Origin of the sequence: Burkholderia sp. BCC1972, from assembly GCF_905339605.1 — a bacterium.
Classification (GTDB): domain Bacteria; phylum Pseudomonadota; class Gammaproteobacteria; order Burkholderiales; family Burkholderiaceae; genus Burkholderia.
Map to the genome: position 1 here is coordinate 82,210 of NZ_CAJPGH010000015.1, position 15,940 is coordinate 98,149.

The window sequence follows — 15,940 nt, forward strand, 5'->3', positions numbered from 1 at the left end:
CGGCCCGTCAGACGTGACGGCCGGAGAAGAACGTCTCGCGCAGCGTGCGCATCCACAGCGGCTGCGCGTCGGCCAGCGCCAGGCGGCGCTGCCGCGCGAAGCCATGCCGCGCGAGATGGTCGGCAACCCGCGCGTGGCCAGCCGGAACGGCACAGCCGACCGCTTCGGTACGCAGGTCGTCGAGAAACAGGTAATGCACGACGGACGGCAGCCAGCCGGCCACGCACTGCGGGCCGCGCCAGCGCGACTCGCCGACCAGCATCCGCAGCCCGCGGTCGTAGTCGCGTGCCGCGACGTGCGGCGCAAGCGCGTCTTCCTTCAGCCAGACGGCCTCGAAGTACGCGAACGGTTCGCCGTCGAAGCAGCCGACGAGCGGCGTCACGTGCGGATCGGCGTCGGGGGCGATACCTGGCGCGCCTTCGGTGCCGCATTGCACGGGGCATGCGCCCGGCCAGCCGTCGTGCACGCGCGGTTCGTCGAACCAGCGCGCGAGCCGTTCGGCGTCCTCCGCCGGCTGCCAGCCGCGCAACGTGAAGCGCACGCCGAGCGCCGGCAGGTCGCGCGCGTAGACGTCGCCGCGCGGCGCGGGCGGGCGGCGCGGATGACGCCGGCCATCGGTGAGCATCGGCAGCGTCGCGCACGGCAGGTGCGGGCCGACGAGCCACAGGTCGGCCTGTTGCGCCCAGCCGTCGCGCACGCAGCGGCCGGCGTCGGCGAGCACGCCGCTCGCGCGCAACGCATCGAGCGCGACCGCCGGCCACGCGGCCGGATCGAGCCGGATCGCCGCGTGGCGTGCACTGTCCGAGAATGCCGCGGCCAGCGCCGCCAGCAGCGCACGGCGCTGGTCGGCCGGCGCCGCGCGATGGTTGTAGGCGACGAGGCGCAGTGCGCCGTCGTCGCCGAGCTGCGCACGCAGCAGCTGCGCGCCGATGCCGTCGCCCTGCGCGACGCGGATCTCCGTGCCGTCGCGCATCGCGAACAGGCCGTCCGCGAACGCGAGGCGGTACGTATCGAGCATCGTGAATCCGTCCGGACGGACTTCAGCCAGCATGGCGCGCCTCCTGTCCTGTTTCCGCTCGTGCAGCGAGCCGTGCGCCGAGGGCCGCGAGCGTCGGCGCCGCGAACACGTCGGCGACCGTCAGCGCATGACCGGCACGGCTGGCCGCGTCGACGAAGCGCACGACGTCGAACGACGTCGCGCCGGCCTCGAACAGGTCCGCATCGGCCTCGGGCGCGGCCGTCGCGAACGTGTCCGACCACAAGGCCGCGAGTACGACCGCCGCGTGCGACGACGGTGCGTGGCCCCGTGCCTGCGCGCCTGCCTGGGTGCTGAACGCGGCGTGCGCGGCCACGCGTGCGTCCGGCACACCGAGCGCCGCTTCCGGCGCGCCGGCGAAGCGGGCGACTTCGTCGTGATAGACGTCGACGAGCGCCTCGACGAAACGTCGGTCGAGCAGTTCGTCCGCATACGAGAACGCGGCGCTCACGCGGCCGTCCGGGTGCTCGACGACGTCCAGCTCCAGCGTGAACACGACGCGATGGCGCACGTCGGCGAATCCGGCGAGCGACAGGCCGGCCCAGTCGCGCGCGGCGGCGCCGGTAGGACGCAGGTAGTTGAACATCACCTGGAACAGCGGATTGGCCTGCGCGGCACGCGGTACGCGCAGCGCGGCGACGACGTCGGCAAACGGCACGTCGGCATGCGCGTACGCAGCAAGCGCCGTGTCGCGCACTTGCGCCAGCACTTCTGCGCGGCGGGCAGCCGGGTCGATCCGCGTGCGCACGACGACCGAGTTGATGAACAGGCCGAGCGCTTCGCGCGCCGCGTCGCCGGTGAGCTCACGCGTCGACGCCAGCACGCCGACCGGCTGGTCGGCCGCCCCCGTCGTGCGGAACAGCGCGGTATTGAGCGCCGCGTGCAGCAGCATCGGCAGCGTCGCGTGCGCGGCCGATGCGGCGCCGCGTGCAGCGCGGATCAGGTGCGCATCGAATTCGAACGCGATGCGGGCGGCGCGCCATTGCGGGTCGGCCGGCGCGTCCATGCGCTGCGGCAGCACGCGCGACGGCAGATCGGCCAGCGCATCCTGCCAATACGCGACGCGGGCAGGATGGCACGGTGCCGGCAGCACGAGCGGTACCGCCGGTTGGACGGCCAGTTGGGCGGCCGGTTGGACGGCCTCGTCGGCCGGCATGGCGCTGCCCTGCACACGGGCGACATAGCGTGCGCGCACCGCATCGAGCCACAGCTCGATCGATTCGCCATCCGACACGATGTGATGGATCGTCACCGACAGCACGTGGTCGTCCGTACCGAGCCGCAGCACGCGGGCGCGCCACAGCGGCGCGTCCGCCGCGAGGTCGAACGGCGCGAGTGCATCCTCGTCGGTCAGCGCGGCCGCGCGGGCAAGCGCATCGGCTTGCGTCGACAAGTCGATCACCGGCAGTTCGACAGAAACGTCCGCATCGATTCGCTGGCCCGGCAGCGCGCCGTCGCGCGCAACGAGTCGCGTGCGCAGCGCCGGATGCACGGCGGCCGTATCCGAGAACGCGGCGCGCAGCGCATCGACGTCGAGCGGGCCGCGCACGCGCAGCGCAACCGGAATGTTGTACGCGGCGCTGTCCGGCTGTGCGCGCCACAGAAACCACAGGCCGAGCTGCGCGGGCGACAGCGGCCACACGCCGTGCGCATCGGGCCTGGCCACCGCGACGCCCGGCGCTGCGGCGCCGGCATGCACGGCGCGCGGCGCATCGGCCACCTGCAGCGCGTACTGCGCCAGCACGGGCGTCTCGAACAGCGCACGCACCGGGACGTCGCGGCCGAGCCGCTCGGCCACGCGCGTCGCGACGCGAACGGCGGCGAGCGAATGGCCGCCGAGATCGAAGAAATGATCGCCACGGCCGACACGCTCGAGATTCAGCACGTCGCACCAGATCGCCGCGAGCGCGGCTTCGTCGCCATCGTGCGGCGCCTCGTATGCGCGTTCGACGCGCACCGGCGCCGGCAGCCGCGCGCGGTCGACCTTGCTGTTCGCGTTGCGCGGCAGCGCGTCGAGCACGATCAGTTGCGCGGGCACCATGTAGTCGGGCAGCGTGCGGCGCAGGTGTGCATCGAGCGTCGCGGCTTCGACCGGCTGTGCAGCCGCCTGCGCATCGGCAGTCAGCTCGACATACGCGACCAGTTGCGCGAGCACGCCCTGCACGTGCACGACCGCGCAGGCTTCGCGCACCGAGTCGTGTGCGGCGAGTTGCGCTTCGATCTCGCCAAGCTCGATGCGCAGCCCGCGCAGCTTCACCTGGTGATCGACGCGGCCGATGAAGTCGAATACGCCGTCCGCGCGGCGGCGCACGAGGTCGCCGGTGCGGTACAGCCGCGCGCCAGGCGCACCGTACGGGTCGGGCACGAAGCGCTCGGCCGTCAGTGCAGGACGGTCGAGATAGCCGCGTGCGACGCCGATCCCCTCGCCGCCCAGGTACAGTTCGCCGATCACGCCGACCGGCAGCGGATGCAGCCGCTCGTCGAGCACGTGGGCCGTACGCGCGCCGACCAGCGTGCCGATCGGCAGATACGCGGCGTCGCCGAGCTTCGCGAGATCGTCGCCGGGCCGGAACATCCACAGCGTCGGCGTGATGACCGTCTCGGTCGGGCCGTAGCCGTTGACCACGCGCACGTTCGGCAACGCGCGGCGCAGCAGCGCGAACGCCTCGCGCGAGGTCGCCTCGCCGCCGACGGTCAGCGAACGCAGCGTCGGCGGCGCACCGTGCGCGAGCGCCCATTCGGCGAGCTGCGCGGCGCAACCGGGCGGCACGTAGGTCATCGTCACGCCGTCGCGGACCATCATCGCGCAGGTCTGCGCGGGCGGCCACAGCACGTCGGCCGTCACGGACACGGCGGCACCCGACATGTATTGCGAAAACCAGCCTTCGTGCGCGCCGTCGAAGTTGACCGACTGGAACAGCAGGAACACGTCGTTCTCGCCCGCGCCGTAGCGCGCGGCGATCGCCGCGCAATGCAGCGCGAACGACGCATGGTCGACGATCACGCCCTTCGGCTTGCCGGTCGAACCCGACGTGTAGATCGCGTAGGCCGCGTGCCCCGGCAGCACGTCCGGCAGCGCGACGTGTGCAGCTTCGTCGAGCGTATCGATCGCATCGGCACGCCAGTCGCGCAGCGCCGGCAATGCGGGCAGCGACGCGGCGCTCGCGCCGTCGGTCAGCACGTGCGCGATGTTCGCGTCGCCGACGATCTGCGCGAGCCGTTCGCGCGGATGCGCGGGATCGAGCGGCACGAACGCGGCGCCCGACTTCAGTACGGCGATCAGCGCGACGAGCAGGTCGACCGAGCGTTGCAGCGCGACGCCAACGCGCATCTCGGGCCGTACGCCGGCCTCGACCAGGTGACGCGCCAGGCGCGCCGCACGGGCGTCGACTTCGCCGCGTGTCAGCGCGCGGTCGATATCGGCCACACCGCGAGCGTCAGGCCGCGCGTGGGCGTGCGCGGCGATGCGCACATGCACGGGGACGAACGGTTCGCCTTCGGTCGCGCCTGCCGGCGCATTCCACGCAAAAAGCTGCGCGCGTTCGGCGGCGGGCAGCCAGTCGAGATCGCCGACCGGTATGTCGGGGCGTGCAAGCGCATCGGTCAGCAGCGTGACGAAGCGTGCGGCCAGTCGCGCGATCGCGTCGGCATCGAACAAATCGAGTGCATAGATGAACGCCGCATCGAACGTACCGTCCGGCGTCGCCTCGACGGACAGCGTCAGGTCGAATTTCGCGGACGGCGTACCCGAAGGCAGCAACGCGGCCGAAGCCGCGCCGAGCGCCGGCAGCGCACGGCGTTCGCCATACGCGGCCATCACCTGGAACAGCGGATGGTGACTCGCGCTGCGCGGCACGCCGAGCGCGTCGACCACCTGCTCGAACGGCACGTCCTGGTGCATCTGCGCGTCGACGAGCGCGCGCTGCGTGCGCGCGACCAGCGACGAGAAATCGCCGTGCGCGGGCACGTCGACGTCGATCGCGAGCGTGTTGACGAAGAAGCCGATCAGCCCGGCGACTTCCGCGCGCTCGCGGTTTGCGGCCGGCACGCCGACGCAGATCCGCGCGTCGCCGGTCGCACGCGCCAGCAGCGCATCGAGCGCGGCGAGCAGCACGGCGAACGGCGTCGCGCCCGACGCAGCGGCAAAGGCACGCAGTTGCGCGCCGACGCGCGCGTCGAGCGAAAACACATGGCGCGCGCCGCGCGCACTGCGGCGTGCCGGCCTTGCCATCGCGCCCGGCAGCGTCAGCACGCCGCGTTGCGGATCGAGCCGTTCGCGCCAGAACGCGAGCTGACGATCACGTTCGCCGGCATCGAGCCAGCGGCGCTGCCACAGCGCGTAGTCGGCGTACTGGATCGGCAGCGGCGCGAGCGGCACCGGCCGGTCGGACGCATACGCACGATAGAACGCCGCAAGTTCTTCGAGCATCACGCCCGACGACCAGCCGTCCGACACGATGTGATGCACGGTCAGCGCGAGCCAGTGATGCGTCGCGTCGAAGCGCACCAGGTGCGCACGCACGAGCGGTGCCGTGCCGAGATCGAACGGCTCGGCTTCGTCGGCCGTCGCGACCGTTTCCGCGCGCGCCACGCGCTGTGCGTCCGGCAGCGCCTCGAGATCGGTTTCGCGCCACGGGCAGCGCAGCGGCGCGTGGATCGTCTGCGCGACGCCGTCCTGCGCTTCGTCGAAGGTCGTGCGCAACGCTTCATGACGGGCGATCAGCGCATCGCAGGCGAGCCGCAGCGCATGCACGTCGAGCGGGCCCGTCAACGCCAGGCGCTCGGTGATGTGATACGCATCGGGCGCATCGATCAGCCGCGCGTGCAGCCACAGCCGCGTCTGCGCGAACGACGCCGGCACGCGATCGCTGCGCGGCGTGCGCGGCGGGATCGGCAGCACGCGGAAGTCGATGCCGGCCGCGCCGAGCTTGTCGATGAAGACCGCGCGCTGCGCGTCGGGCAGTTGCGCGAAACGCGTCGCGAGCGCGAGCCAGTCGGGTTGAACCTTCGTCATCCGTCGTCCTTATTGGGTTTCCAGTTCGCCGAGCAGCGCGTCGATCGCGCTCGCCGCATCGGTCGCGCCGCGCGCCGCGCACGCCGCGTCGATCGCTTCCGCGCAGCGCGCCAGCGTGCGCGTGTCGAACAGCGTGCGCAGCGGCAGCGCGAGCCCCCAGTGCAGGTTGGCTTGCGCATGGGCCTGCGTCGCGAGCAGCGAGTGACCGCCGAGCAGGAAGAAATCGCCGTCGCGGCCGATCGCGTCCACGTGCAGCACGCGCTGCCAGATCTCCGCGAGCGCGCGCTCGGTATCGGTCGCGAGTTCGACGGTTTCGGCCGTTTCGCGCACCGGGGCCGGCAGCGCATGGCGGTCGCATTTGCCGTTCGGCGTGACGGGCAACGCGTCGAGCTCGATCAGCTGGGACGGCACCATGTAGGCCGGCAGTTGCGCGCGCAGTGCGTCGAGCAGCGCCGCGCGGTCGAGCGGGCCTGCGTCGCCACGGGCGACATAGCCGATCAGTTGCTCGTCGCGCACGATCACGACCGCATCGTTCACGCCGGGCGCCGCGCGCAGCAGCGCTTCGATCTCGCCCGGCTCGATCCGCTGGCCGCGCAGCTTCACCTGCGTGTCGACGCGGCCGAGGTAGTCGAGCGCGCCGTCGGCACGCCGGCGCGCGAGGTCGCCGGTGCGGTACATGCGCGCGCCAGGCACGAACGGATCGGGCACGAAGCGCTCGGCGGTCAGCGCCGGACGGCCGAGGTAGCCGCGCGCGAGGCCCGCGCCCGCGAGATACAGTTCACCGGTCGCGCCGGCCGGCACCGGCTGCCACGCGGCATCGAGCACGTGCAGTTGCAGGTTCGCGATCGGATGACCGATCGGCACCGCGACCGCGTGCGCGTCGGCGGGGCCGCAAGTCCAGTGCGACACGTCGATCGCGGCTTCGGTCGGCCCGTACAGGTTCACGAGCGTCGCGTTCGGCAAGAGGCGCGCCATCTTCGCGACGAGTTCGGGTGCGAGCGCCTCGCCGCTCGCGACGATCAGGCGCACGCTGTCGCATTGCGCGGCGGCCGAGAAGTCGTCGAGATGTGCGGCGAACGCGGCCAGCATCGACGGCACGAAATGCAGCACCGTCACGCCGTGCGCGTGGATCGCGGCCGCGAGACGCGCCGGGTCGCGATGGTCGCCGGGCGCGGCGATCGCGAGCTTCGCGCCGATCGCCAGCGGCCACACGAATTCCCAGACCGACACGTCGAAGCCGAACGGCGTCTTGTGCAGCACGACGTCGTCGCGCGTCAGCCGGTACGCGTGCTGCATCCACGCGATCCGGTTCGCCAGCGCGCCGTGCGTATTGCCGGCACCTTTCGGCTTGCCGGTCGAGCCGGACGTGTAGATCAGGTACGCGAGCTGCGCGTCGTCGATCGCGGCGGCCTCGCTCGCGGGCGTGTCGCCCGCATCGTCGGCAAGCAGGTCCGCCACCGTCAGCAACTGCGTGTCGGCGCCCTCGCCCAGCGCGGCCTCGACCTGCTCGCGCAGATGGGCCTGCGTGATCGCGACGGCCGGCCGCGCGTCGCGCAGCAGGTACGCAATGCGCTCGGCCGGATAGTCGGGGGCGACCGGCAGGTACGCGGCGCCGGCCTTCAGCACGCCGACGAGCGCCATCACCATGTCGAACGAACGCTCGGCGCACAGCGCGACCGGCGTGTCGGGCTGCACGCCGCGCCGGCGCAGCGCGGCCGCGATGCGCGACGTCGCCACGTCGAGTTCGCGATAGGTCGCGCGATGCACGCCGCCGTGAGCGTCGGCATATTCGAGCGCGACCGCGTCGGGCGTCGCCTGCGCCGCGTCGGCGAATTGCAGGTGCAGCGGCCGCCGTTGCGGCGCCGGCCATGCGCGCGCCGTATCGTGGGCGAGCGCCAGCGCGTCGCGGGCGACATCGTCGGCGATCGACAGCGTGCCGAGCAGCGCGTCCGGCGTGCGCGCCAGCGCATCGAGCGCGCAGGCGAACGCACGGTGCCAGGTCTCGACCTGCCGTGCATCGACGCGTGCGGTGTCGTAACCGTAGTCGATCGTCAGTTCGGCGCCGCTTTCGATGACCAGCGTCAGCGCGAAGTCGGTCGCTTCGATGCTGCGTACACCGCTCAATGCCAACGCGCGCGGATCGGCGTCGCGCGCCGTGTCGTCGACCGGGTAGTTCTCGAACACGACCAGCGTGTCGAACAGTGCGCCGCCCGCTCCGCGCGCCCAGCGCTGGATGTCGGCGAGCGGCGTGTGCGCATGCTCGGCGGCGGCCGCGTTCTCGCGCTGCAGCGCTTGCAGCCAGTCGGCCGCGGGTTGCTGCGGAGCCGGTGCGGTAATCACCGGCAACGTGTTGATGAACAGGCCGAGCACCGCGTCGACGTCCGCGAGCGCGTCGAGACGGCCCGCGACGGTCGCGCCGAATGCGACGGCCGGCTGGTGCGTCATCCGCTGCAGCGCGAGCGCCCATGCGCCCTGCACCAGCGTGTTGACGGTCAGCTTCAATGCACGCGCCGTCTGCGCAACGCGCGTCGTCGCGTCCGCATCGAGCGTCGCGCGCCACGTGGCCATCTCGGCATCGGCGCGATCGGCCGTGCGTTCGGCAATCAGCGTCGGCGCGTCCAGGCGGGCGAGACGCTCGGTCCAGAAGCGCTCGTCGGCCTCGCGGTCGCGCGTGCCGAGCCATGCGATGAAGTCCCGGTAACGCAGTGACGGACGGCTCGCGAACGGCGACACGGCATCCGGGTCGCGATAGTCGCGCAGCACGTCGGCGAGCAGGCGCGCGGTGCTCCAGCCGTCGAGCAGCACGTGATGACGCGTCCACACGACGCGCCATGCGTCGTTCGACACACGGATCAGCGTGAGCCGCATCAGCGGCGGCTCGCGCCAGTCGAAACCACGCGCGCGGTCGGCCGCGAGCCAAGCGTCGAAATCGGCGTCGAGCGCGTCGCCGCGCTCGCGCCAGTCGAGCTGCTCGACCGGCATCCGGGCGTGACGATGCACGCACTGCAGCGGCGCAGCCTCGTCCGGCATCACGCTCGTGCGCAGGATGTCGTGACGAGCAACGGACGCGTCGAACGCGGCGGCGAGCCGGTCTGCGTCCAGCGCGGTCGCGGTCGCGACGAGCTGGTTCACGTAGCTCGCGTGGCCCGGCGCGAACAGCGCATGGAACAGGATGCCCTGCTGCATCGGCGACAGCGGATACACGTCGTCGATCGCGCGCCAGTCGAGCGGCGTGCGTTCGATCGCGGCTTGCGTGAGGCCCGCGGCCCGCGCGAGCGGGAAATCGCCCGGCGTCGCGCCGGCACCGCGATGCGCGACGCGCGACGCGCATGCGTCGACGAGCTCGCGCAGCGCGGACGCGAAGCGTTCGGCGAACGCATCGATCGTCGCGCGTTCGAACTGCGGCGCACCGTAGACCCAGTGCACCTTCAGCGTGCGTGCACCGTCGCGATCCGTGTCGAGGTACGCGTGGATCGCGAGCGTATTGCCGAGCGGGCCTTGCGGATCGCGCTCGACGCCGGTGCCGCCGAAGCGCGGCACGAGCGTCGCATCGCGCGGCGCGTCGAACTGGCCGAGATAGTTGAACGTGACGCGCGGGCGCGGCACGGCGGCCAGCGCCGCACGCGTCGCCGCATCGCCGTAATGGGCGAGCACGCCGAAGCCGAGCCCCTTGTGCGGCACGGCGCGCAGCGTGTCCTTGACCGCGCACAGCGTGTCGCGCGCGGTCGCCGCGACCGGCAGCGTCACCGGGTAATGGCTCGTCAGCCAGCCGATCGTTCGGCTCGCGTCCGCGTCGTCGAACAGCGCTTCGCGGCCGTGTCCTTCCAGTTCGACGCGGCACGACGCGGCATCGCGTGCGCCGGCGAGTGCCAGCGCGAGCGCCGCACCCAGCACTTCGATCGCCTGCGTGCGATAGGCCGCATGCGCGTCGGTCAGCGCGGCGCGGGTCAATGCCGCATCGATCGTCTGCACGACGACGGCCGCATCGGCATTCGTCGCCGCAGCGTCGGGATGATCGGGTACGACATCGCCGCCCTGTGCCATGCCGACCCAGTACGCGACTTCGTCCGCGAACGGCGACGCCGGTTCCGTCGCGGCACGCGCGAGCCGTGCGGCCCAGGCGTCGGCGCGCAGGCCCGGCTGCGACAGGCGGACCGGCGTGCGATCGTATGCGGCGCGATAGGCCGTGTCGAGATCGTCGAGCAGGATGCGCCACGACACGCCGTCGACGATCGCATGGTGAATCGCCAGATAAAGCTGCGTCGAACCGTCCGGCAGCCGCGCCGCGCACGCGCAGGCGAGCGGCCCGCGGCCGAGATCGAGACGGCGCTGCAACGCGTCGAAGCGCGCGAGCGCGTCTGCGTCGTCGCGGGCGGCGACTTCGACGAACGGCAATGCGTCGTACGGCTTCGCGGCGTCGCTCGCTTGCCACGTGCCGTCCGCACCACGCGCGAAGCGCCGGCGGAATGCGTCGTGATGCGACAGCAACGCGTCGAATGCGCGTGCGAACGCGTCGACATCGAACGCCCCGCGCACGTCGAACGCGACCGACTGGTTCCAGTGGCCCGGGTGCGGGATATCGAGCGCGAAGAAGCGTTGCTGCGCGGGCGTCAGGACCGGCGCGGCAGCCGGCGTCGCAGCTGACGTCGTGACCGCGCTCGCGGGCGGTACGGCAGCGGCCGCGTCGTCAGTCTTCGCGATGCGCGCGAGTTCGGCGACGGTCGGGCCGTCGAACACCTGCTTCGGCGTGAAGCGCACGCCGCGCTTGCGCGCACGGGCGATCACCTGCAGCACGAGGATCGAATCGCCGCCGAGTTCGAAGAAGTTGTCGTCGCGGCCGACGTTCGGTGCCTTCAGCACGGCCTGCCAGACTTCGGCGAGCACGGTTTCGACCGCGCCCCGCGGTGCGTCACCGGACGCGACCGCAACGGGTGCGGCAGCCAGTTCGCGCAATGCCGCGCGATCGATCTTGCCGTTCGCCGTCACCGGCAGCCGAGCCAGCGCGACGAACTGCGCAGGCACCATGTAGTCGGGCAGCGTCGCCGCGAGCGCTGCACGCACGGAGGCTTCGTCGAATGCCGCGCCGTCGCGCATCACGACGAACGTCGCGAGCCGTAAGCGGCCGTCGTGTTCGATCGCGAGCGTTTCGGCCTGTGCGACCGGCCCGGCCGCGCGCACGGCCGCGCTCACTTCGCCCGGTTCGACGCGGTAGCCGCGGATCTTCACCTGGTCGTCGATACGGCCGAGGAACGCGAGCCGGCCGTCCGTGCGCAACCGCACGCGGTCGCCCGTGCGATACAGCCGTGCACCGGGCGTGAACGGATCGGGTACGAAGCGCTCGGCGGTTTGTGCCGGGCGGCCGAGATAGCCGCGCGCGACACCCGGCCCGCCGAGATACAGCTCGCCCGTCGCACCGGCCGGCACGCACGCGCCGAACGCGTCGAGCACGAGCGCACGTGCATTCGGCAGCGGCAGGCCGAGCGGCACGCCGCTCGCGGGATCGCGTGCCTCGGCGGCAACCGACGCCGTGTCGCAGGCGATCGCGCCGACCGTCGCTTCGGTCGGCCCGTAATGGTTGATCACGCGGCAGGCCGGCGCGAGCGCGGCCAGGCGCGCGACGAGCGCCCACGTGAGCGTTTCGCCGCCCGTCACGAGCGCGTGGCGCGGCAGCACGTCGGCCGGCACGCGCGCGTCGAGCAGCGCTTGCAGGTGGCTCGGCACGATCTTCAGCACACCGACTTCGCGGCGACGCATTTCGTCGGCGAACAGGTCCGGATCGAACGCGCAGGCAGCCGGCAGCAGGTGCAATGTGCGGCCCGCGCACAGCGCGCCGAACAGCGACGTATGGCCGAGGTCGGCCGCGACGGTCGACACCATCGCAAACGATGCGTCCGGTGCGAACGCGAGTTCGTCGAGCATCCCCTGCACGTAGTCGGCCAGTGCGCCGTGCGAGACGACGACGCCCTTCGGCGTGCCGGTCGAGCCCGACGTATAGATCAGGTACGCGCCCTGTTCCGGATGCGGCGCGACGCGCACGCCGGCCGCATGGGCGAGCGTCGCATCCTGCGCGAGCGTGTCGACGTCGAGCGGCTGCGTGGCGATGCCGGCCGGCCACGCGGCGATGTCCGCGACGAGCGCCCAGCGCGCGCCGCAGTCGGCTGCCGCGGCGCCGAGTCGTGCGGCCGGCTGCGCCGGATCGAGCAGCACGGCGAGCGCGCCGGCCTTCAGCGCGCCCAGCAGGCCGACGACGAAACGCGCCGACCGTTCGATGCAGACGATCACGGACGCTTCGGCGCTCACGCCGCGCTGTATCAGTGCGCGTGCGACGCGGTTCGACGCGTCGTCGAGTTCGGCGAACGTCAGCGATGCCGATGCGTCGGCCAGCGCGATGCGATGCGGATATGCAGCCGCCTGCCGCGCGAACGCAGCGACGATGTCGGCGTGCTCGATGCACAATGCGCGACCGTCGCGCGGCTGGCGCGATGCGGCCGATGCGTCGCACGGCAGCGCGGCCGTCGTGTGCTGCGGATCGCGCGCGGCCGCGCCGACGAGCGCCGCATAGCTGTCGAGCCAGGCGCGCGCGGTGTCCGCGTCGATGCAGTCCGTCGCATAGGCCGCGACCAGTTCGATGCCGGTTGCATCGTCGGTGAAATCGACTGCGAAGTCGAAGCGCGCGGCGAGGTCGGGCCCCGGCGTCGCGATTGCCGTCGCGCCCGGCAGCACGCTGTCGTGCCGCGCATCGAACTGCTGCGCGAACTTCACGCGCAGCCATTCGTCGCCGCGCCTGACCGGCGGCTTCACCGCATCGACGACACGCTCGAACGGCACGTCCTGGTGCGCCACCGCGTCGAGCGCCGCCGTGCGCGCCGCATCGACGAGCGCGCGGAACGGCAGCGTCGGCGCCACTTGCACGCGCAGCGCGACCGTATTCAGGAACAGGCCCAGCAGCGCGCGCGTTTCGGGACGCTGGCGGTGCGCAACCGGCACCGCGACGACGACGTCCGTTGCGCCGGTCAGGCGCGACAGCCACGCATCGAGCGCGGCGAGCAGCACCGTGAAGACGGTGGCCTGCGCGTCGCGTGCGAGGTGCCGCACGTCGGCCGCGACCGCGTCGGGCAGGCGCACCGACACGCGCGCGCCCTGCAGCGTGCGCACGGCGCCCGGCTGGCGGTCGACCGGCAGCGCGAGCGGGCCCGGCACGTCGCGCAGGGCGTCGCGCCAGTAGTCGAGCTGGCGTGCGCCCTCGCCGCCGGCCAGCATGGCGCGCTGCCAGTCCGCATAGTCGGCGTACTGGATCGGCAGGTCGGGCAGCGACGGTTCGCGGCCTTCGGCATACGCGCGATACGCAGCCGACAGCTCGTCGAACGCGCAGCGCGAGCTCCAGCCGTCGGTGATCGCATGATGCGCGGTCAGCAGCAGGCGGTGGCGGTTATCGGCAAGCGCGACGAGCGTCGCGCGCAGCAGCGGGCCGCGCGCGAGGTCGAACGGCTCGGCCGCGTCGCGTTCGGCGAGACGCGCGGCTTGGGCATCGCGCGCGGCCGGCTGCTGGTCGCGCAAGTCGACGTCGGCGATCGACACCGGCAAGTGCGCATGAATTCGCTGCATCACGACGCCGTCGTCGTTGTCGACGAGCGTCGTGCGCCACGCTTCGTGACGCCCGATCACGTGATCGAGCGCGCGCTGCAGCGCGTCGCGGTCGAGCGCGCCGTCGATCGTCCAGTGCGCGGCGATGTGATACGCGGCGCTCGCGTCACGCGTTTGCGCGAGCACCCAGAAGCGTTGTTGCGCGAGCGAGGCCGCACGGTCGACATGCGGTGCGCGCGAGGCAGCCGCATCGGCCGGCGCACGGCGCGCGCCGATGGCAGCCAGCGGTTCGCCGGTCTCGCGCTCCGCACGATCGACCTGCTCGGCCAGCTCGGCGAGCGCCGGATCGGCGAACAACGTGTCCAGCCGCAGGTTCACGCGCATGGCCGCACGGATCGCGGCCTGCAACTGCATCGCGGCAAGCGAATCGGCGCCCAGCGCGAAGAACCGGTCGTCGCGCGACGGGATGGCATCGAGGCCCAGCAGCGTCTGCCAGAAGCCGGCGATCTGCTGTTCGGTCGGCGTGCGCGGCGCATCGCCGGCACCTTGCGTCGTGTCGCGGGCAGCCGCAATCCGCTCGCGCAACGCGGCACGATCGAGCTTGCCGTTCAACGTATACGGCAGCACGTCGCAGCGCACGAACCGGTGCGGTTGCCACGCAGCCGGCAATTGCGTGGCCACATGCGCCTTCAATGCCGCATCGTCGGCCGCCGCGCGCAGCGCGACGCACGCGATCAGCCGCGTCGGACCGTTGCCGGTCTCGGCCACCACGGCCGCGTCGGCCACGGCCGGATGCGAGCGCAGGCACGCGGCGATTTCCGCCGGCTCCACGCGCACGCCACGCACCTGGACCTGATCGTCGAGGCGGCCGAGATAGTCGAATGCGCCGTCGTCGCGCAGCCGTGCGAGGTCGCCGGTGCGGTAGACGCGTGCGCCGGGCTCGCCGTCCGCATCGGGAATGAAGCGTTCGGCCGTCAAGGCCGGACGGCCGTGATAACCGCGCGCAACGCAGACGCCGCCGAGCAGCAACTCGCCCGCGCCGTCGTCCGCGGCGCCGTCGACACGCGCGACGCGCGGGCCGATCACGCGGCCGATCGGCAGCGATGCATACGCGTCGTCCGCGGCCAGCACGGGCGTCTCGCCCGGCTCGACCGGCCACAGCATCGGCGAGATCACGGCCTCGGTCGGCCCGTACCCGTTGATCAGGCGTACCGACGGGAACGTGCCGCGCACGAATTCGAATGCCTGCTGCGGCAGCGCTTCACCGCCGAATGCGAGCACGCGCAGCGCCGGCGGCACGCCGTCGCGCGCGGCAACGGCCGCGAATTCGCGCAGGTAGGCAGGCGGGAACGCGGCCACGTTGACCGACTCGCGCACGAGCAGCGCATGCGCGGCCTCCGGCGCGAACGGTTGCGGCGGCGCCACGACGATGCTCGCGCCGATCGCGAGCGGCGCCAGCCAGCATTCATGCGCGGCATCGAAGTTGACCGACGCGAAATGCAGCAGACGGTCGCCGGCCTCGATCGGCAGCGCGGCAGCGAGCGCGGCGCAATGCGCGGCAAGCGGCCCGTGCTCGACGACCACCGCCTTCGGCGTGCCGGTCGAGCCCGACGTATAGATCATGTAGGCGGCCGAACGCGGGTGGACCGGCACGGCTTCTTCATGGTCCGCACCGAGGGCCGGCTCGCCCGCGGTTGCGGTTGCCGGATCGAACGCGTGTTCGAACGGCGTGCCGAGCGCCGCACGACCGGCCGCATCGACGATGCCGTGCCGCAGCTGTGCATCCCGGACGATCCAGTCGAGGCGTGCGGCCGGATGACGCGGATCGAGCGGCACGAACACGCCGCCCGCCTTCAATACGGCCAGCAGCGCGACAAACAGTTCGCACGAACGCTCGATACACACGCCGACCCGCACTTCCGCGCCGACGCCGGCCGCGCGCAGTTGCCGGGCGAGGTGCGACGCACGTGCGTCGAGTGCACCGCGCGACAGGCGCAGGTCATTCTGGAAAGGAGCCGCGATGGCGGGTGCGTCGGGCGCGAGGCGCGCCAGTTCGCGGATTCGGTGATGCAGCGCAGTCGGGAAACTCGTCATGTGCGTGAAGTCCTTCGGTCCGGCCGCTTCGGCCAAGTCTCGGGGCCGCTTGGGGCGGCTTCACTGGTGTGACGAACGACGCGGCCGATTTTTTACCGTTTTGCGCGCAAAGTGCGTGCGGCCGTTTTTTTTGACGGTGCTGCTAAATATTTGCGTGGCCCGTTCGTCTATCAGGGAGGAAAGCCGCAACGAGGCCCGCCTCGCCCGCGGCT

General features: G+C 72.2%; 3 protein-coding genes. All 3 read right to left on the reverse strand.

Features of this window, described 5'->3' with window-relative positions; all coding sequences use genetic code 11:
* Positions 1 to 7: 7 nt before the first annotated feature.
* From U5798_RS21550 to U5798_RS21560, 3 genes are read right to left on the reverse strand one after another with little or no spacing between them, the layout of a single operon-like run.
* Entirely contained in the window at positions 8 to 1,051 is a 1,044-nt protein-coding gene (locus tag U5798_RS21550; RefSeq protein WP_322083133.1) for a GNAT family N-acetyltransferase, read from the reverse strand.
* Positions 1,041 to 6,050: a non-ribosomal peptide synthetase gene (locus tag U5798_RS21555; RefSeq protein ID WP_322083134.1), complete on the reverse strand. Its 5,010-nt coding sequence runs from the start codon at positions 6,048 to 6,050 to the stop codon at positions 1,041 to 1,043. The genes U5798_RS21550 and U5798_RS21555 overlap by 11 nt, the downstream gene beginning before the upstream one ends.
* A 9-nt stretch (positions 6,051 to 6,059) precedes the next feature.
* On the reverse strand, positions 6,060 to 15,728 hold the full coding sequence (locus U5798_RS21560) for a non-ribosomal peptide synthetase (RefSeq protein ID WP_322083135.1): 9,669 nt from the start codon (positions 15,726 to 15,728) through the stop codon (positions 6,060 to 6,062).
* Positions 15,729 to 15,940 lie beyond the last annotated feature (212 nt).